Source organism: Luteolibacter ambystomatis (assembly GCF_018137965.1).
GTDB classification, from domain to species: Bacteria; Verrucomicrobiota; Verrucomicrobiia; order Verrucomicrobiales; family Akkermansiaceae; genus Luteolibacter; species Luteolibacter ambystomatis.
Window position 1 is genome coordinate 1346061 of the sequence record NZ_CP073100.1, and the last position, 19441, is coordinate 1365501.

General features: G+C 58.1%; 8 protein-coding genes. 6 read left to right on the plus strand and 2 right to left on the minus strand.

Annotation, left to right across the window (positions count from 1 at the left end):
* Nucleotides 1–238: 238 nt before the first annotated feature.
* The 3 genes from KBB96_RS05170 to KBB96_RS05180 are packed head-to-tail and all read left to right on the plus strand — an operon-like array spanning nt 239 to nt 3002.
* The gene (locus KBB96_RS05170; RefSeq protein WP_211633094.1) at nt 239–1459 is read left to right on the plus strand and encodes an RHS repeat domain-containing protein; all 1221 of its coding nucleotides are present in this window, start codon (nt 239–241) and stop codon (nt 1457–1459) included.
* 5 nt (nt 1460–1464) lie between these two features.
* The gene (locus KBB96_RS05175; RefSeq protein WP_211633097.1) at nt 1465–2253 is read left to right on the plus strand and encodes a hypothetical protein; all 789 of its coding nucleotides are present in this window, start codon (nt 1465–1467) and stop codon (nt 2251–2253) included.
* Entirely contained in the window at nt 2250–3002 is a 753-nt protein-coding gene (locus KBB96_RS05180) for a hypothetical protein (RefSeq protein WP_211633100.1), read from the plus strand. The genes KBB96_RS05175 and KBB96_RS05180 overlap by 4 nt, the downstream gene beginning before the upstream one ends.
* A 215-nt stretch (nt 3003–3217) precedes the next feature.
* Here the strand turns inward: KBB96_RS05180 and KBB96_RS05185 are convergent, their stop codons facing one another.
* Entirely contained in the window at nt 3218–6136 is a 2919-nt protein-coding gene (locus KBB96_RS05185) for a patatin-like phospholipase domain-containing protein (RefSeq protein ID WP_211633102.1), read from the minus strand.
* Nucleotides 6137–6180: 44 nt separating this feature from the next.
* Nucleotides 6181–7881: an amidohydrolase family protein gene (locus KBB96_RS05190; RefSeq protein ID WP_211633104.1), complete on the minus strand. Its 1701-nt coding sequence runs from the start codon at nt 7879–7881 to the stop codon at nt 6181–6183.
* A gap of 684 nt (nt 7882–8565) precedes the next feature.
* Here KBB96_RS05190 and KBB96_RS05195 point away from each other — a divergent pair.
* The 3 genes from KBB96_RS05195 (at nt 8566) to KBB96_RS05205 (ending at nt 19409) form a co-directional block, all read left to right on the plus strand.
* A complete protein-coding gene (locus KBB96_RS05195; RefSeq protein WP_211633106.1) occupies nt 8566–11853 on the plus strand; it encodes an MFS transporter in 3288 nt (1095 codons plus the stop codon).
* 23 nt (nt 11854–11876) lie between these two features.
* The gene (locus KBB96_RS05200) at nt 11877–16778 is read left to right on the plus strand and encodes a GMC family oxidoreductase (RefSeq protein ID WP_211633108.1); all 4902 of its coding nucleotides are present in this window, start codon (nt 11877–11879) and stop codon (nt 16776–16778) included.
* A gap of 138 nt (nt 16779–16916) precedes the next feature.
* Entirely contained in the window at nt 16917–19409 is a 2493-nt protein-coding gene (locus tag KBB96_RS05205) for a TIR domain-containing protein (RefSeq protein WP_211633110.1), read from the plus strand.
* The last annotated feature ends 32 nt before the right edge of the window (nt 19410–19441 follow it).

Genomic DNA, 19441 nt, shown 5'->3' on the forward strand with positions numbered 1-19441 from the left:
CAACGAAGCGAGATCGGGAGATCCTGAGTCCTGCTGCCCCCATTCTTTGGAGGATTTGGAGGGCCGTCATAACAGGAAATCCCCAGGTTTCCAGCCGTCCCATTTTCGGGGAGGACGTCACTATCCCCGTCTCGAAAAAGCGAGCTCAGGTGAGATTTATCTTGTCATTCATCATGGTTCCAACATGAGATGTTATTGAGTTTGATATGAATTAAAAAGACTGATTTTTCTCGAACCTATGAAATCGATGCAATTTGATTACGCTTCATCAGCTCTGTTGGCCTTGGCGATCATGACAGGATCTATGGGGACGGTTCTGGCAGCTCCGACCGTGGAACGTTATGAACGCGATGGTTCGGGAAATCTTGTCTCCATTTCGAACGGACGATCGGAGGCCAGACTGGAATACGATCGCTCCAACAAAATCGTCTCACGGACGGAGGACTCCGGTGTCACCACCTTTGAATACAATGCCGCAGGCCTTGTTGTCAGGGAATTGAGAAATGGCAGCCTTTTCCGCGAGTACACATACGGCATGTTGGACAAAGTCGTGAAAATCTCGGAAGGGGATGAATCGACTGAATTCTATTACAACGCTGCGGGAATGCTGATCGGGAAGCAGAAGCGCGGAGGAGCGGAGAGCTGGGCGTGGGATGGCTATGGCCTGCTGATGCGAGGTTCGGTCGTGTTTTCCAATGAAGATCATATATCCGGAGGGATTCCGGCTCTGGCATCGGATGCCCAGCAGCCTCTTCTCAGTGATTACCTCGGAACGTCTTTCGAAGCGGAATCCTCATTTGGAAAAGGAATCACCGGCGTTGGGCAGCGTTTTACCGGAAAACCCTTTGATGCCGATTTGGGTGCGGTTGTGTTTCCGTTCCGGAATTTCAGATCGGATCTTTGCCGTTGGAGTGGCCCTGATCCCTTGGGATATCCGGATGGCGGCAACACCTACGCCTACGCCTCCTGCCCGACTTCTTCCATGGACCCGACGGGACTTCTGGATATGGCGACCAAGGTCGACACCGGCACGACGCAGGTCGTCAGCCATGCCAGCGGCCTCTCTTGGAATACCAAGATCTGGACGGTCAAAACCGATGACCACTCGTACACCGCGACATTGTATCAGAATCTCGAAAGCGCCACGAAGCCCCAGGCGAACTACAACTGCCACGGGTATGTGTTCGGAGGTTCGGGCTACTGGATCGACAATCCGGATGTGGCCGGAATCCTGACTGGAGACAAATGGGTTCTTGTCGCCGAGGCGGATATTAAGGCGAGCAAAAGCCCTTACATCGGTGTATATAATGGCAATGAACACAGCGTCAAGGTCACCAAATGGGTCGATGCGTCGGTTCAGGAAGTGACAGGCAAAGGGGGGGTGACTCCCGCTCCCGTCACGACCACACCAGCTGCCGGATGGACGACCGGAGCTTCACTCAAGTATTACGAAAAATGATCAGAATGAAGCCATCCGTAGCATCCACCTTGATTTTCTCGATTCTGGCGATTGGGGTGGTCGGAGGTTTGATTTGGAACTTGAGGAAGGGCGGGAATAAGCCAAATGGGAATGAGGTTCTCTCACCTCGTTCAGACGCGGCTTCATCCGTCGTCAGATCGGTGGATACTTTGGCATCCTCTTCTGTCAATAGTTCCAAAACGGATGGCTCTTCCTCGTCAACTTCCCAAGCCTTGCAGACCCCTGTAGGAAACCCGGGAGTGGGCGGACGTTCTTCGGGTGCTGTTTTTGAAGGGAAAAATGGAGGAATGACTCTTGGCATTTCCCAAGCTGGAACTTTCAGAGTCTCGATCCCGGCACAATCCTCCTCTTTTTTCAAGCGGACGGCTGATTCGCCTCTAAGCCCTATCGAAGGCTTTGGGGTGCCCACCGGGGCTTACATCAAGATCCGCAACAAGGCGGGAGAAATCCTTACGAACAACCCCATGATCGATGGAGGATGGTATACCCCGTTGATTCATTCTTCGAAAATCACCGTGATAGATCCCCGGCAGAAGCCCGATCTCATTGCGGTTTCTGCCGATTCGGGTGAAATTCCCGTTTCGAGGCTCTTGGAATTCCTGGAGAGAACCCAACCTGATTTACCGCCATTGTCGGAACTTGAATTCAAGATTCTGGTGAAGAGTGAAGCCTTGCGGCTCTACAAAGCCGATGGATCTTCAGTGACCGCAGCGGACCTCAAGGATATCGAATCCGGATGGCTCAATGGACGGTATCTGGAGAAGAAACCATGAAACCTTCGTTCGTGTCACTGGCGCTCGTTGCAGGAGGCTTTGTAGCCGGTTGCCTGATGACCTACCACCTTGTTGGTCCAAAGAGCGGATATGCGGTGAATGGAGCGCCTTTGGTTCCGCAATTTCAGCAGTCCTCTTCCTTCCCTTCAGCCGCATCGGAAAGTGCTCCCGGATCTTCAAGGCCTCGGAGTGGTGGAACTGTATCGAGGCCGGGTGCTTCCGCCACAAAGCCCGCACCTGCCACGGACGAGTTGTTGGACGCTCTGTTCAAGAATCGTCCGATTCAGCCCTTGTCCGGGGGTTATGCGTTGAATGATTCGATCTGCGATTTTCTTTCAATCACCGCCCCCGACCGGATAACGTTGGATGAGGCTCTTCATGCTGCTTTGCAGGATCTACAGGCCTTGCAGTTGGAAAACATTCATTTGGTTGAGTCGGGGGATAAGGAAACGCGATTTGTCATCAACTCGTTTCCCGAAGAAGGGAAGCGACGAAAAGAGCAACTCCTGAAGCAGATTCAGGAGACGTTGGGATCGGAGCGCTCCGCCTTGTTCATGAGAATCGCTGACCGGGAACTGGGAAATTCCTTTTTGAATTTCGGGGCATCAGACGCGAAAATTTCGATCTCCACCCTCGGATCATTGGAAAGGCCAAGCTACCAAACCCACTTGGTTGTGGGGGGGGAGGCTCGTCTGTTTGAAACGGACGCGGTCCCCGACCTTCTGAAGGGCATCATCACTACGGACTGAACGAGAGGTGGGGCCCTTCTACGGTTTGACTCGATTCACATCGAGCGGCCTGCATCGTCTCCTCACTGTGAAGCGCCTCACTTTGGCGTATCTCTCTTGAGCAGATTATAAGCTTGCCCTGAGCTGGGATAAGGAAAAGGAGAGGTTCCAAGCTGATGGAAGGAACGGACCTAATGAGAAATCGCGATCTGGCAAGACGCAGATCGTTGTGATCCTCATGATCGGGATGAAGGCGGTGAGGGTGTGTCGACCACGGGGCGGAAGATTTCATCGTTGTCCGGCAGCATGGAGGAGGCCAGGCCCTGGAACCATTCCTTGAGCGAGGGGTCATTGACATTTCCTCCCAGAATCCGCGCGGTGAGGATGCTGGATGCCGCGGCCTCGCCGAGGGAGCGATAGGCTTCGAACTGGGCTTCATCGTAGATCTGGTCACCGGTGGTTTCGTGAGGGAAGGACGGGTGATCCCGCTTGTAGTCCATCACATACCCTTTGGCGTATCCCACCATGGCGAGCTTGATGTACAGAAGCCATCCCCATTCGGCATCATGCGACTTGCGTTTCGTCCGTTCCGCTTCCGTGCGGGGAGGGCTGTAGTCGATCTTTACCATGACGGCATAGGACCGGCTGTAGCCGTTGGCCTGGAGTTCGAGATCAGCGATGTCGTAGTGCATGGTAATGCCGAGATCGACCGCGGCATAGCGTTCGAGACGCATCAGATCCCGGCAACCCATGTCGGGCTCACAGCCGCCATCGACACAGACGATGAACTTGCAACGACGGCGGAGGAGTTCGTAGGCGGCAAGGTTCTCGATGTGTCCCCCGTCGGAAAGATTGAGGTAGGATTGTTTTTCATCCATCCGCACGGAGAACATTTCACGCAGCAGCCAGAAAGGACCGGGCCTGGGAGATTTCCCGGCCTTTTCAGATCCCCCAATGGGATTCCTGAGCCAGTAGCCGAGGCGGACGTTTGCAAGGGTCATCGCCATCCGGTAGGTGGGCTTGGTTTGCCAACACATGTTGGAGGAGGCGGCGGCTCCGGAGATGGCCATGGCGGTTCCAAGATCCAACAGCGGATCGGCCTGCTCGAGGGCCTTGGTGGGGTAGTAACCGGAAACGGGACTGCCACAATGGTGCTGGCTGAAAACGAAGAAATCTCCGAGGCGGCCACGCAGTTCGCGTTCCTTGCTGGTGGGCAGGTTCAATGTCGCGTTGATGAGATGATAGGGAGTCGCGCAGGTGGAGGATAATTCCGAGAGCAGGACGAGCTCGCTGGCCGAGATTTCAGGCGGGGAACCGGGCGCGATTTGATTCCGGAGCAGGAAGCACTCGCAGAGTTTCTTGCGATAGTAGTGATGGGGGGAGTAGGTGTTCACATCGACGCCCCACCCTGCCCATGCAATCAGCACCGTGGTGGCGCTGGTGAAGCCCCATATCCAGCCGGTGGCGTGCGGACCGGATATCATGAGGGAAGTGATCATCCAATAGAGCCACAGATAGAGCAGGGGAAAGGCGACGATGGCGGAGAGTCTGAGGGCAAGGCCTTTCCAGCCGGAGAGCTTGAGCTTGGAGGCGAGGGTGCTGAGTCCGGCGAATCCGGTGATGCCGAAGACCAGGAGAACCGGTTCGAGCCGACTCTTGAATGATTTTGCATCGTTCAGCCAGTGATCGGAATTGATCCATTCATAGAAATGGAATCCGAGAGGGATGCTCCAGAGGATGAGGGCGACTGCCGTACAGCTGAAGAAGGCAACGACCCATCCCTCCCAATTCGGCAGACGTCCTGATTTCACCAACCGCGTTTTGATGACCGGGAAGATCAGCAGGGCAATCAGTAGGAGAGAGGCCGGAACCAGTAGAAGCCAGGTAGAACCCGTGCCCAAGTCGGGCATCCAACTGGTTCCGATCGGCTGTTGTCCTCCGCCCCAGAATCCGAGGTGATAGAGCACCAGTGTCAGAAGGGCGGCGAGCAGGGGAATGGGCAGTAGGATTAGCAGATTGAAGAGAGCTCCTGCGAGAACGATGCCGATGCCTACTCCTCGTTCCGCAGGACTGCCATCCAGGAGGTAGGTGCTGTGGTTTCTCAGATGTCGTATGGCACGTGTCTCCGGTGGGTTGGCGGTGGTTGCATCCGTGGATGGAGGCGTGGTTGATGGCAGTGACGTTGCGGGATGCGGTGGGTGGACGGTGGTTTCATCCTTGGATGAAGGCCGGTCGAAAAGAGCTTCCACCCGTTTGGCATAGTTGTCATCGGCGGGCTGGTTGTTGGCTGGGGCACTGGTTCCCAGATAGCTGCCCAGGAAAGCCCCGAAGTAGCCTCCCCCCGAAACGGTGGAGAGGTAGTCGAACTGGCCCAGCAGGCCGCGTTTGGCCAATACTTGGACGATGCCGAGAGCGAAGGTGGCGGACCTGATGCCTCCTCCGGAGAGAGCGAGCCCGCAGGCATCCATGATGGACGGTGTCTCTTCGTGGATGGGATGGCCGGGAGATTGCCTCGCCATGCGGAGCTTATGGATGGCTTTGGCTTCCGCGTCGTTGATAGCTTCTCTTGGCAGGCTTTTTTGGCTGGGATCTCCGGGAGACTCCCGCAGGAGAAACGGAATGCGGATGCCGGCTTTGATCGGCTTGCCCAAGGGCACCGGCTTGGGAATCATCCGTTGGCGCAGGGCCTCGAGATCTTGTGGCCAGGTCGCGCCCTCAGCCGGGGGCTGTCCTGTAGCCAGGCACTTCAATTCCTGAGCGTATAGAGTCAATTTTCCGCGAAGATCCTCCAGTTCCGTCCGGAAGTTCTTGCGTGTCCATTCGTCCGCGAACTCAAGGCGAGGTTCCCCCTTTTCATCGCGGACCGCATCTGAAGCGATCATCCAGCGATGCCACCGTGACGTGTAGCGGCGGACGGTTTCATTGATGATCTCCAGCGCCAGTTTCTCAAACCCGGTGGCGAGTGGATAGTGAGTCAATAGATCCCGGGTCGTGGCAAAGAGACTGACGATGCTCTTGACCGCGGTTTCCTCATCTCCGGAACATTGGTGGAGGGATTGAACGGCAATACGGGTTTCAAGCTGTACCCACAGGGCATGGGCGGCTTCTTTTTCCTGGGAAGCCTTGTCCAGAGTGGAGGTGGGAGAGGGGGGCATGAGGTCTTGCGTGAAGGAATGTCAGGAAGGAAACCGGGGGGGGATCAGAGCTTCCGACGGAGGTAGCGCTCCGCATTCAGGTGGAAGTAATCAGCGTAGTGGATTCTGAGGCTGTCATGGAGGAACGCTTCCTGGGTGGCTTTCAGAACGGCGGCGGGCGCGCCCGGATCAGGCAGTGGCCAATCCGATCCATAGAGAAGTTTCTTCCCGAACGGGTGGGGCGTCTTTTCCGATTGGGTAAACAGGGTGGCCAGTTGATTCACGAAATACGCCCGGCGGTTGGCATCGAGGAGCTCTTCACCACTCGTGACTTCACAGTAAACATTCGGATATTGGCAGCACAGTTCATAGACCATGCGACCCCAATCGGAATGCTTGCCGCAACCGAACCAATAATCACCTCCACCGGCATGGGCGAGACAGAGCCGCAGACGGCATGGAGAACCATCCGGTTCCGGGTGGCTTTCGAGAAATTGCTTCCAGTAGAGAGGATTGGCATTGGCGACGCCATAGCCCTTGCGGGCTTCGAACTCGCCGTATCCGGAATGCGTGAACACGGGGACATCCCGTGAGATGCACCAGAGCAGCAACTCCTCGAGTTCCTTGTCCAAGGCCGCGCCACCGGTGGTGCCGCCAATGTGACCGTACCGGGCGGTCCACTGGTTGGCCGGATGGCGGGTGAAAAGCGGGGTCGGTTTCTTTTCGATCTGGTTTCCGGAAGCACGGTAGCCGGAAGGAGGATAGACTTTCACTCCGGCGGCTCCGTGTTTGGTGATGGCGTCCTTGACCAGTTTCAATGCATCCCCCGGGCGACCGCCCTGCCAGTAATCCCGGTAGGGATTGTAGGCGACGAAATACGTGGCACCACTGGTCCGCAACTGGGTGAATGTCCGGGTGCGTTGGATCTGCTGGTTGCGGAAATCGAGCAATTCCTTGGAATCCGGAGTCTGGTCATACACCGGTGCCAGATCCATCATGTGCGAGACGATGCGGATCTTGCCCGCGGAGGGTGCGCCCGCGTGGAGCTGGCGATAGAGGTCCACAAGCCGGGCATCGTCCTGCGTGAGGACCCAGAGGAAATGCAGGGTTGCCTTGATGCCCGAGTCGACGTCCGGATTTTCTCCACGCCTTTGCAGATGATCCTCCATGCCCATCATCCTGGCGGTGGCTTTGACAGCCTGTTTCTCGGCGAAGGTAAGAGTGGGCACCATGGCATCGACCCGTTGCAACTGCTCTCCGGGATTCAGTTGGGGATTCCACGCTCCATGGGCGACGGCTTTGTCCAGAATGCTGGTGAAAACCCCGCACGCGAGGCTCTTGCGAATTCCCGCGGCTTGTTGTGGATGAAGATTGGTGCGCTTGATGCCTGGGGAGCCGGGAATCGGAGAGAGTGCCGCACGCGATGCGATATCCTCTGCGATGATCTTGGCGCAATAGTCTGAAATCAACCATGTCCAGGGGGCGGCGGCGTCACGCTTGCCCAGGATGATGCCGCGTAGCGGAAGATAGCGCGCATTGAAGGTATGAACGTGAACGTCCACCACCGGCGTGCTCCGGGCCAGGGAGGAGTTGGTGGCGGAGATGCCCCGCAATTCCCCGGCGATTTTCAGTGTTTGCGGAGTAGGGGCTATGCAGGAGTCCTGTCTGCATGAAGAGAGGGTGGACATCAGGACCGTGCCGGTAAGTGCGCTGGTGAGCGATCGGGCGGAAGAGATGAGGCGGTTGTTTTTGGGGGAAGGTTTCATGCTTTTGGAGATGTTGGTGGAACAGGATGAAGGAATTGGGAGGGGCTGTCCCCGCATCACGCCAGCCATGATGTCATGGGTTTTGCCTATTCAGGAATCCGCCGGGCCAGCGTGGGGAAGGGGAGGATGTGCGCACGGTTGGCTCGCGAATTGCCTTAAATAACAGATCAATGAGTCGTCTTATCATCAAGACAAAATCATTATTTGCTGGGAGAGGTCGTGAGTTTTGCGTGTTGGATCGGATGCATGTTGGAATATGTTTGCCAAGCGCGGTCATGTTGATCATGTTCGGGTTAAAATTGTCGGTGTGGATGCCACGTAAGGTTGTGTTCAATATATCTAACAAAACCTGACAATATTATGAGAGTTGCCGTCATCGAAAATGCGTTTGCCATGAAGCGCTTGCGGCTCCGGATTGCTTCGGTTTGGGGGCTTTCGGCTTTGGTTTTGAGCACTTTGCTGGTTCTCCCGATCAGCTCCCCGGCGGCGACACCACCTGGCGGCGCAGCCGGGGAAGCGCCCGAGCAAGCCATGCCTCCGGTGGATCCCCGGAACTATCCGGCAGGGACGGATCCCACCGCGCAACTTGACGAGCTGACTGCCGGCCGGACATTGCGGGGGACACCAATCACGAAGAGGACGGCGGAGGATTTCAAGGCGGAGTCCAGGGATGTTTTCTGGCAGATGGATCAGGTGGCGTCCGGACCCCGGGGGACATTGCAGCCGTTGGACTTCGATGCCGATGGCAACGGGCGTGTCTCCTCGGACGGCATCCCCGGAAAGGCTGAGATCGATGCGATCCGCGGCCGCAACACATGGATACTATGGGGGGCGGGAAATGAGACCTTCTGGGGATGGTTGCAGGAGCAGGGATACGGTTTGAACGATTTCCTGATCCTGATGGACGGGCGCCGGAGGGATACCCGCTTTCACGATGCGGGTTTGATCAATCAACCGGGGTTCAGGAAGAACGACGGGCACAGGGAGAAGCGGGTGCTGGGATTGTATCTGGATGTTCCGGATCCCGGTGGCACGAAGCTGACGGTGCCGGTACTCGATCCCCATACGCGCCAGGTCGTGGGAAGCAAGGCCATCGGCGCATACTCCACCGACTATCCCGGAGTGGAGACACGTCTGCCCTTTGAACCGGGTCAGGACAAACAGGCACAGGCGATGCTGAAGGAGGTGGAGGAGTGGTTGGCGAGCGCGGATGACGGCGTGAACCCGCTGGTTTATGGTTATCCCAGCGGCATCGTGGGACTGCGGCTGATGCTCAATCCCGATTTTTTTGGCAACACGGTGGAGGCGAAGGAGGCCCGGGAGTATTGGGATCGCCGCGTCATCACCCAGCAGCCTTCGGATTACTACGAGGATTCGACCGTGCATGCGGATCCCCGTTTGGTCCGTCCGTTCCGCCCGAGCATGTCGTGCGGGTTTTGCCATGTTGGACCGCATCCATTGAATCCGCCCGCGGATCCGGAGAATCCGGGTTGGGAGAATCTATCCTCCATCGTGGGAAACCAATATTGGAGGCCGCAAGAGGCCTTCGGCAACCTGTTGGACAAGGGGGCGTTCAAGGACAAAAGCCACTTTCTCTATCACTTCCTCAAAAGCCAGCCTCCGGGGACGATCGATACCTCGTTGGTCAGCACGGATCACATCAACAATCCGAATACCATCAATGCCATCTTCGACGTTCCGGCACGTTTCGCGAGAGCGGCGGCGAACACGACGGAGCGCCAGAGTGCGGCGAATCTCCTGATACCGAGCATCGAGGATGTGCCGGGGGCCGACCGGCGCCATTTCCCGCGGGTGCTGTTGGATGGATCCGACAGTTGTGGTGGATTCGCGGCCTTCATCCGCGTGCCTCTCAACATCGGCACCTACTCCGAGGAATGGGCGAAGTGTCACAATCCGATCGTGGGCTACCGTCCGCAAATGCCGTTCCGCGTTTCTTCATCCCAAAGGAATTCGGTGTTCTGGCAGGTGAACGAACGATACCGCGTTCCGTATCTGGCTGCGTTTTTCACCTTCAAGACGTCTGCCCGCTCCTTGAAAGGGGGAGGCATGCTGCCGGCGCAAAACGCCACCGCGGCCATGAAGTTGTACGATGCGAAGGCGACGGTGGGTGCCGGGGCAGCGGCTTCTCCGGATGACGGCAAGGCGGGAGCGCAGGACGTGGGGCGGCGTGAGCTTGAAAAGAACAGCGATCTCGACCGGTTGAGGGGACGGCGGGTTTTCCTGAAGAACTGCGCGATCTGCCATTCCAGCAAGCAGCCCGGGGATTTCAGGTTGTCCTTCGAAACCACGGAACCGGAGGGCGGATGGAAAGGATATACGGTCGGCGCGCAGGCTCCGGCCCACTACAAGCTGCCGATGTCGTTCCAGTCCTGGAGCGACTTCAAGGCGAGTCCGGCGTATGCGGACTACGTAAGGCGGATCACCGAGATAGCTTCACGGGGGATGACGGCCGATCAAGTCCGTGCGGGTTTCAAGCTAGGGGTCGAGGATGATCCGTTTCTGGTGGATAATTTCATGTCCTCCGAGATCCGGATTCCGATCACCCTGGTAGGCACGAATTCCGCGCGGGCGGTTGCCACCAATGCGATGGCAGGCCATGTGTGGGACAATTTTTCATCGGAGGATTACAAGCATCTTCCGGCTGTTGGGAAAGTGACCGTCTTCGATCCTTGCAATGAAGCGCACGGCTTTCGTTCCTACGCGCCTCCCTCCGGAGGTCCCGGCTACTACCGGCCGCCCACGTTGCTGAGCTTGTGGAGCACCGCTCCCTATCTGCACAACAATACCGTGGGAGGTTTCTATCCAACTCGGGACCCGGCCAAGGTCTCCAATCCCACAACGGTGGAAGCCCGCTTGGACGCCTTCGGAGATGGCATCCGGAAGATTCTCTGGAAGGACAAGCGGCCGCTGGAATCAGTGGTGGAGGGTGTGACGTTCGAACCACGGCCGGGAGACCTCCGGGGCAGGGCGAAATCCGCGGCGGCTGATCCGGGATATATCTATCGGTTGCCAACGGAGTCCTATATCGTTTTCCAAGCCCCCTTTATCCGACCATTGGTCGAGGGAGTTACGGGACCCGTCTGGTTTGGTGTTGTGAGCATATGGCTGTGGGTTCTGCTGCTTGCGGTATGGGTGGTGGCGTTCTTTTATGGCAAGTCGAGGCATGTGGGAGTGCTGTTGATCGTGATGGCGCTCATGTCGGCGGCGTTCTTGTTGCTGACAGGGATCGGCCAGATGACGGGCACCGCGGTGGGGGCCTTGGTGGTGGCTGCGACTGGTTTGCTCGAAATGCCGGCCTGGGTGTTGTGGTGTGCGGTGGGGGTGCTGGCCTTGTTGGGTGTTGTATTCCTCTATTTCCGCCCGAACGCGCGGGTGCTGGCCATTTTCTTCATCGTGGTAATGGTGGCGGCACTGGTCGGAGTGGTGGTGCTCCAGATCCGGAAAGGTGGAGCAGGCGCTTCCCATGGCTGGTTGGTGGGCGCGGCCATGCTGCTTCTGGTGGTCTTCGCCACCAGTCTCTTCCTGATCCGGAAACGGGATGATCGTGCGGTGAAGGCGGTCTTCGCGGCGCTCGCCTGCCTGACCGCGCTGATCGCGGTGGTGCTGAACGGCTACATTGCCGGGCGCTTCGGACCCATCCGGGTGGGCCCGATTCCCGAGGGCACTCCGGTGAACTTGTTGATGAACCTGGACCCGGAAAAAGGGCCTGCCACGGCCAGAGGAGTCGTGGCGATGGTGCGGGCGAGCCAGGAGATTCGGAAAAGAAATCTGAAAGGTGACGAGGCTTGTATGCTCTTCGAGAGACTGGCGGGAGAACCCCTGATGGAGGCAAGCAGGTGCCCGGACTTCGTCCTCGATCGTGGTCACTTGTTCGGGGAGGTGCTCGATCCCGATCCCTTGAAGAACAATCAGGCCAAGGAGGATCTCATTTCATTTCTCAAGACTCTCTGAATCCCCCCAGCAATCTCACAGCCATGAATCAGGAGACCGATCAGGAGATGGATGTCGCCAAGGCGGGAGAGCCCGGTGAGTCGCCGTTCGACTACATCATCGTCGGATCGGGTGCGGGAGGCGGTCCGCTTGCTGCCCGGCTGGCATTGGGCGGAAAGCAGGTGCTGGTATTGGAGTCGGGAGGCGATCCGCACACCGCAAGCGGATCTCCGATCTTTCCCCGGAGCTGGCCGGGTGAAGTTCATTCCGTGCCCGGCTATCATGGGGCCGCCACGGAAGATCCGGACATGGCGTGGATGTTCTCGGTGCGCCACTACGAGGATGACGCGACCCAGCAAAAGGATCATAAGTATAACAAAGCCACCGATCCCAATGGCAAACCCGGAACTCCGGTTCCGGATCGATTTCTAGATCCGGAAGAGGGGCGTGCGCGAGAAGCGGATCCGGTCAAACGCGGCATTTTCTATCCGCGGAGTGCGGGCATCGGAGGGTGTACGGGGCATCACGCGATGATCATGATCGCTCCGAACGACCGGGACTGGAATGCGATCGCCGACCTGACCGGGGATGATTCGTGGCGTGCCGGCCAGATGCAGGGCTACTTTGCGAAGCTGGAGCATTGTCTGTATGTCTCCACTTATCACAAGGCGCTCCGGAAACTCCTCGGGCTGATATACGTGGCGTGGCAGAAGGTGGCGTTTGTCATCGATCCGCGTACGGCGCTCGATGAAGGCGGCCACGGAAAGAGCGGATGGTTGCCAACCAGTTTCATTGACCCGGATTTGGTCGAAGGCATCGCCAAGAAGGACAAGGAGTTCTTCAACATCCTGGCTCGCACGGCGATCAGTGTGCTGCACGGCAGCAATCCGCTGTTGATGATGTTGAAGAAGGCGTTGTTCCAGGCCCGGGTGATCCAGTACCTGGACCCCAATGACCGGAATACCCGCCGGACGAAACCGGAGGGCGTGTTCCTGATCCCGGTGGGCATCGCTCCGCCGCCGGAAGAGGCTTGGCCGACGAGCATGGGCAAGGGGTCTCCGCAGCGGATAGGCGTCCGTGAGTTTTTGATGCGGACACAGGACGAACTCAACAGGAGAGCGGCGCAAGGGGAGGCATGTGGCAGATTGGTGATCGTCCCGGAAGTTCACGTCAAGCGGGTGATCTTTGATAGCTCGTTTGCGGGCGGGCCTCCGCGGGCGATCGGGGTGGAGGCGGTGAAGGGCAAATATTTGTACAAGGCGAGTCCGCTTTTCTCCAATCCTCCCGCTGGAAGTGAGGTGAGCTATTTTACAAAAGCGGGAGGAGAGGTGGTGCTGTCAGGAGGGGCTTTCAACACTCCGCAGCTGCTGATGTTGAGCGGCGTGGGTTGTGTGGAGGATCTCCAGAAATTCGGAATCGAAGGACCCCGCGATCGGGACGGGAAGGCGGTGGCTGAAATCGTGGACCTTCAGGGGGTGGGACGCAACCTGCAGGACCGGTATGAGGTGAGCATCGTCAGCGAGATGGCGCGTGATTTCGAAACGCTCCGCACCGTTAGCTTTTGTCCAGGCGATGACAACGATCATGCGGCGAAGCTCTGGCGTGAGGGCAAGGGCGGACTGTACGGCACCAATGGCGGAGCTTTGGCGGTCATGCGCAGATCTTCCGTGCTCGGAGAGGATCAGCCGGAACCGGACACATTCACCTTCGGTGCTCCGGCGGCGTTCCGCGGCTACTATTGGAACTGGTCCCGCGAGCTATTGCGGCGGGACATCGGCGGTTCAGGGGACGAGCGCAAGTTGTGGACCTGGGTGATCCTGAAGGCCTACACGGACAACAACGGTGGCACGGTGAGGCTGTGCTCCAACAGCTCCTTCGATGCGCCGGAGATTTGTTTCCATTCCTTTCTGGAAGGTCCTTCGGAACAGGGGGCAATGAACGACACGAAGGCGCTGGTGGATACGGTCAGATTCTTCCGCCAGATCAATGCGCGCAATCCGGAACAATTCATCAACGAGATCCAGCCTGGCAGTCGGATTCAGGATGACAGTCCAGAGATGGATGAGTGGGTGAGGACCCAGGCATGGGGACATCATGCCTGCGGAACATGCCGGATAGGTTCGGACCCCTGGCGCCGCGATACCGGAGCCCTGATTGACAAGGGCGCCGTACTCGACAGCAAGTTCCGCGTCCATGGTGTGGAGAACTTGAGAGTGGTGGATGCTTCGGTGTTTCCGAGCATTCCCGGCTACTTCATTCTGGCACCCCTGCTGATGGTCAGTGAAAAGGCGGCTGATACGCTGCTGCGCGACGATCTTGAGACGATCTACCCGCAAGCCCTGCGGGAAGCGGAGTGGAAGGCCATTCGGAAAAGGAGGACGAAAGCCCGGGCCGGAGACCGGGCTGCAGCGGCGAAGTCCGGCGGGGCGTGGGAAGATCGGCCGAAAGACATCGTGGGCATGGCGTTGTCCGGAGGAGGTATCCGGAGCGCCACGTTTTCCCTGGGAATCCTGCAGGCCATGGCGAAGCGGGACGGCCTGCGCCATGTGGACATGATCTCAACGGTGTCCGGTGGAGGTTATGTCGGAGGATTCATCGGCCGCCTCTTCACCCGACCGATGGTGACCGCTGCCGCTGATCCCGCGGGCAGGGTGCAGGATATCCTCAAGACGCCGTCAGGTCCGATGGCATGGCTGAGAAATCATGCCAACTATATCGCGGGGTCCGGCATGGAGGATCTGAAGATGAACCTCGGAGTCTATTTCAGGAATGTGCTGACGGTTCATCTGGTGATCGGCTCGCTGATCTTCGCCTTGTTCAGTGTGCTGCGGATTGTGGCGGATGAATTGCCGTTTCCCACCGCCGGGCTTTCACTGGCGGGCCTGCCGGTTTCGGGTTGGTGGTGGCTGGCAGCGGGCATATTGGAGCTTGCGGTGTTGCCGCTTCTGCTGGGTTACTGGCTTGCTCCGAAAAGCGGCGCGTCGCGGCCTTATCCCTTTTTCGCACTGCTGTGCTGGCTGACTCTTTTGATAGGAGTGGTGGTGGTGGCCTTGTTGCCTGGAAAGCTGCTGGCGGCCACCCATCTGGCGGTGATTCTGGTGCTCGCCTGGGTTTGGCAGGAAGCCGTGCGGCGTGAAGCCGGAAGCGATCCCTGCAAGCAAGGGGTGATTGTGAGGAACCGCCTTTCACGCGCGCTCGGTGAAGCGCTGTTGATGCTGGTAGTTGTGGCCGGATGGGTGGTGGTGGATACTTTCGCCCGATCCGCCGCGGGAACCCAGGGAATACCCGGCACCTTGGCCATTGTCAGTGCTTCCCTCGTTCCGTTCCTGCCGGTGTTGCGAGCCGTGTTTTCCAAAGTGTTCAAACAACTCGATGGACGGAACAAAAAGGAAGGAACCGGCATGCTCGCCTTCATCGGGGGCTTCATTGGTTATCCCATTGCCATCGGGTTGCTTTTCATCATCGACGTGGCGTGCCACTGGATGTTCGACCACCACTATTCATGGGGACTGAGCGTGACCGCGATCGCAGCGGTCTTTTCGTTCCTGGTTGGCCGGGCGTTTGATTTCCTGAACCTGTCCACCCTGCAGGCGCCTTACGCGGCACGGTTGACACGGACATTTCTAGGCGCGTCCAATCAGAAGCGCGTCTTTGGATCGGAGAATGACGGCGGGGGCGATGTGCAGCTGGCTCATCCGGGGGACGACCTGCCATTCCACCAGTATCATCCGGAGCTTCAAGGCGGACCACTGCATCTGGTGAATGTATGCGTGAATGAAACCGTGGATGCGGTGTCGGAGCGGGAGGTCCGCGAGCGCCAGGGCATATCCATGTGCGTGGGCCCCCACGGGGTATCGACGGGCCGCCGCTTCCACAGCCTGTGGACGAAGCCTGGGAATATATCCAGATGGCAGAAGCTGCGCCTGCGTTTGGAGGGACTGGACGGAAGAGGAGATGACCTGACCGCCCTAAAGCCTGTCATTCCTCCGGAGAACCCGAATGCATTCCATGTGTTGGGCAATCGCAATGGCACGGTCGCTCCGGTGGAATCCCTCACGCTCGGTAACTGGCTGGGTATTTCCGGGGCGGCTTTCAGCACGGGGATCGGACGCGGCACGCGCCGTGGGATGTCCCTCCTCATGGGCATCGTGAACGCCCGGCTGGGCTACTGGTGGGACAGCGGCATCGGTGCTGGAGAGCGACCTGGTCGCTACCCGCGGTCGCTGTGGCGAAGGCTGAAGGACCTGCCGGGATTTTTGTTCCGGGTTCAGTCGTTGCTGCTTGCCGAATGGCAGGGAATCTTCGGGGGGCCCTCCAAGCGTCTGTGGCAGTTGAGCGATGGCGGCCATTTCGACAATACCGGCCTCTATGAACTGATCAGGCGTCGTGTCCCATTCATGATGTTTACCGATGGCGCTTGTGATCCGGACTATCGCCATGAGGATCTGGCCCGGCTCGCCCGTCAGGCCAGACAGGACTTCAATGCCTCCATCGAATGGATGGAACCCGGCGGCACGGCAGGGAACCGGAATTGGAACGACTTTTTCGGGACGTTGCCTCCTCCCAGCCTGGTTGAGCGATGGGCGGATCCTGCACGTCTTGGATCCTTGAAGGAAATCGGGGCGGCTGGAGCATGCCACGGCGCATTGGCACGGGTGACTTTCGGTCCGGATCCCTCGCCTTATGCCCACGCCCATGGCAACCTGGAGATCCCCTTTGATGAAGAGGTCCGGCCGGGGAAAGAGGAACGATATGGAGAAGCCGAGTGCTGGATACTTCTCCTCAAGTCAAGTTTGACGGGGAAGGAATCCCAGGACGTGACGAGTTATGCCGCGTTCCATCCCGCGTTTCCTCAAGACACGACGGTCGATCAGTTCTTCGATGACGAGCAATGGGAAAGCTACCGCGCCCTGGGCGAGTCGATCGGAGAATCACTGCTCCGTTAGAACGGTGCTGAATTGAAAGCGATGATGCGGATTGAGTGGAATTTCCGACGTGACAGTTAGGTGTGGGATGAATTGCGTGAATAACTTGAAACCTGAAAACATGCTTTTCTCCTCTGAATATCATTTTACGATTTCCGAATGAAGCCGCCCCCCCAAGGCCTGTCTCCGGTCCGGATCTATGTGTTGTGGCATCCTGAATTCGATGCCCAGGCGGATGCTGCGGGATCGAACCAGTCATCCGAGTCCGGAAAAAGCGCTCCCCGGGGGCTGACCATTGCGAGGAGGTTGTATCACTGGTTCCGGCTGGAAAACATGGAGGGCATCCCGGTCTATTTCCGAAGTGCGGCGGGTGAGCAACCGGATGGCAGCCCTCTGAAAAGCCCGCCTCCGATTTCGGAGGATTGCCGGATCAACTACATCATTCCGCTGATTGACGCGAACATGGTCGCTTCGCCGGAATGGCGGCGGTATGTGGCCGAACTGGCCGCGAAGCATGGAGCATCAGGGGGATGCACCACCAGGGTGTTCCCGGTGGCGGTCGATCCGGTGGCCTACAACATGCCGGAGTCGATGAGAAAACTGAACTTCATCCGGCATGACATGCGCCAGCCTTCGGAAGTGGCGGACATGAAATTGATTGCGAAGCTCACTGAGGTTCTTTGCCGCGATATGAGATTTTATCTCCAGCAGCAGAGCGCCGGTGGCCGGATGCAGCAGGTGCCGGGCAAGCTCAAGATCTTCCTCAGCCACGCCAAGGCGGACGATACGAGGGAAGCGGTGAAGCTGAAAGAATTCATCCAAGGAGAAACCCAGTGTGAGGCCTTCTTCGACGAGACGGACATCGCCTCCGGCTACGACTACGAAGAAGTTCTGAAGAAGGCGATCACGGAGGATTCGGCGGGGCTGATCGTCGTCCAGGGAGATCACTACGCGGATCGTCCGTGGTGCCGGAAAGAGATCCGGGACTTCCTCCAGCCGGTACCCGATCCCCTTGTGAAGAGGCGGAGAAACCGCATGTTCATCATTCCACCGGTGGTGGTCGTGCAGACGATGCAGGGGAAGCAGATCGCGCGGACCATTCCCGAACTCGGCCACGCTCCATGTGTGCGTTGGCAGGACGATTCGCCCCGCTTCGTGGTGACGACGCTGTTGCGCGAGATCCTGTTGGGCATGTTCTATCGTCTGATCGGCATTGGATTGGCGAACCGGGGAGGAGGTGCGGAGTGCGTCGTCATCAACCGCACTCCCGATCCTGTCATGGTCAACCGCCTCATCTCGTTTCCCCAAAAGAAATCTCCGGCCGATCATGGTGGTGCCACAATTGAGAAGATCATCCATCCCGGTTACGGTCTCAGTCTGATGGAGCGCCAGGGGCTGGAGATGGCGTTTCCCAAGGTCAAGTTTTACTCCTATTCGGAACTTTCCATAGTCTCACCCGCGGGCGGTGGTTGTCTGGAAGACGTGGGCAGTCTCGATGGCAAGGTGTTTTCCGTTTCCGTGGGGGATGCGTCCGACGCCCTCGTCAATGGCATGGGGGACGAGCACAATCAGGAGCTGCTGCTGCGCCTTTTGCGCCCGCTTCTGCGAAAACGCTCGTCCGTTCTCTATGGTGGTGCCGTGCCCTGTGCGCACGTTTCTTCCGAGCCTTGGAAGGAACGGGTCAACTTCACGGGGGTGATTCTTCATCTTCTTCTTTCGGAACGCTCTGCAGACAAGAGCGGCAAGGGGCCGGGCACCCGCCTCTTCAATCTCAGCGCCGGGCTATCCAGCCGGGCGATTACCCGGCAGGTGATCGCCCAGTGGACGGATGTATGTTCATTCATACCTGTCGATGAGAAGACGGCCGGGCTCGAACCGATCCCACCGGTGCCCAAACCCGACAGTCGTATGGGATCCGAAGAACTGACATTGGGTGAAAAGAGGAAGATCAAAAAGGAGGACCTCGCCAGGATGGAAAAATACCAGCGTATCAAGCTGGCAACGAACGCGGCCTGCCTGACCGTGATGAGGCGGACAGCCTGCATGTCCATGCCATGCGTGCTGCCGGACAAGCCCGTTGGCAGGTCGCAGAATCTGAAGGTCAAAACCTTCGCACACCTGTTTCTGGGAGGAAAAATCCTGGGATACTCCGGAATCATTCCCGGCGTTTTCGAGGAGATGCTCCATGCCTTCGAAGCCGGGAAGCCGGTTTTCGTGATCGGTGAAAGCCGCGGTGCCAGCGGCCTGGTGGCTCGTTGGCTGGCATATCCTCCGAAAAGCCGTCCTCCTGAACTGACCGTGGATTACTATCTGAAGGAGACTTCCCCCGGGGATGAAAGCTGCAATGAGCGTTTCAAGATCATCCGCGAAGGGCTGCAAGCCATGACCTATCCGGGAAAATTGACGCCCGATGAAGCTTTGGACCGCCTCTGGAGTTTCATCCGGAACGCCAACTCACAGAAGAAGGTGGCCGAACTCCTGCGCAACGGACTCAACGGATCGCAGAATCACCGGTTGCTCACCAGCGGATCCTCGAAGGAAATCTGTCCGCTGGTGTGGACGGGTATCAACGAACTCACCAAATCTTCCGGCAATTCCAATGCGGTTGCGAGAAAGACCGTACCTCGCAAGCGGAGTCCGGGTGGAAGATGATCAACCATCCGATGTGCTGAATCCCTTGGAAA

Excerpts from the sequence above, each read along its gene's own strand:
- KBB96_RS05170 (WP_211633094.1), top strand. The coding sequence starts at position 239 with ATGAAATCGATGCAATTTGATTACGCTTCATCAGCTCTGTTGGCCTTG.
- KBB96_RS05175 (WP_211633097.1), top strand. The coding sequence starts at position 1,465 with ATGAAGCCATCCGTAGCATCCACCTTGATTTTCTCGATTCTGGCGATT.
- KBB96_RS05180 (WP_211633100.1), top strand. The coding sequence starts at position 2,250 with ATGAAACCTTCGTTCGTGTCACTGGCGCTCGTTGCAGGAGGCTTTGTA.
- KBB96_RS05185 (WP_211633102.1), bottom strand. The coding sequence starts at position 6,136 with ATGCCCCCCTCTCCCACCTCCACTCTGGACAAGGCTTCCCAGGAAAAA.
- KBB96_RS05190 (WP_211633104.1), bottom strand. The coding sequence starts at position 7,881 with ATGAAACCTTCCCCCAAAAACAACCGCCTCATCTCTTCCGCCCGATCG.
- KBB96_RS05195 (WP_211633106.1), top strand. The coding sequence starts at position 8,566 with ATGGATCAGGTGGCGTCCGGACCCCGGGGGACATTGCAGCCGTTGGAC.
- KBB96_RS05200 (WP_211633108.1), top strand. The coding sequence starts at position 11,877 with ATGAATCAGGAGACCGATCAGGAGATGGATGTCGCCAAGGCGGGAGAG.
- KBB96_RS05205 (WP_211633110.1), top strand. The coding sequence starts at position 16,917 with ATGAAGCCGCCCCCCCAAGGCCTGTCTCCGGTCCGGATCTATGTGTTG.